The organism is Sporomusa sp., assembly GCF_057736855.1.
Genome location: NZ_JBYKYF010000453.1, coordinates 898 through 1,756 on the forward strand (window position 1 = coordinate 898; position 859 = coordinate 1,756).

Here is an 859-nt window from a genome sequence, read left to right on the forward strand (position 1 = left end):
CGTCATTGAGTCCAAGGATAGTATAGGCTGCTAACTTTCGGATAACGTTGTTATCTCTAACTGAAAAGTGTACTGCATCGATAAAGACTATGGGGTAAACACTGGATAGAGGCCGTTTTTGCCATTCCTCTATTTCAGGTAGCAGTTTATTGGTGATGTCTGAAATCATGCCTTCGCTAATTTCAAAGCCATATATATCTTCAATTTGATCAGATATCTGGCGGGTTGTTAGTCCTCTGGCATACATTGCTATAATCTTTTGCTCAATGCTTGAAATATCTTTTTGACGCTTCTTTACAATCTGAGGCTCAAACGTGCCTTCTCGATCTTGAGGAACGGCAATTTCCATTTCCCCATATGAACTCCGGATTGATTTTGGCTTCCTTCCATTTCTCGAATTTGTATTTTCAGTCCTTTCATAAGGTTCATAACCAAGGTGGTTATCTAACTCTGCTTCAAGCATGCTTTGGATTGTGCTACCAAGTAAGTCTTTGAGAGCTTCTTGGATGTCTTCTGCAGATTTGATGTCATACTCTTGAAGTAGTGATGCGATAATATTTCTTTTTCCCTCTGTCATTACAATTTTTTTCTTAGCCATTAAAAAAGCCTCCTATGATTTTATATTTTATCATAGAAAGCTTATTTTACAGACTTTTTTTCACAGGCTCGACTGGTAAACGAGAAATCCCCCTACCTCCTGCAGCATGCTCATAATCCCGTGGACTGGTTCCCCTGGGGTGAAGAAGCATTTGCAAAAGCAAAAGCGGAAGATAAGCCCATCTTTCTTTCCATTGGCTATTCCACCTGCCACTGGTGCCATGTGATGGAGAGGGAGTGTTTTGAAGATGAAGAGGTAGCC

1 protein-coding gene and 1 pseudogene are annotated in these 859 nt (G+C 40.4%); one reads left to right on the forward strand and one right to left on the reverse strand.

Translation table 11 applies throughout. The annotated features are described in order from the left end of the window. Positions 1-598 (reverse strand): annotated as a pseudogene (locus tag AC29Z1_RS17545) (IS256 family transposase); the annotation flags it as partial. A gap of 72 nt (positions 599-670) precedes the next feature. Between AC29Z1_RS17545 and AC29Z1_RS17550 the strand changes: the two are divergent. Continuing rightward, positions 671-859: DUF255 domain-containing protein (locus AC29Z1_RS17550; RefSeq protein WP_488272731.1), on the forward strand; the 189-nt coding region annotated here is incomplete at its 3' end.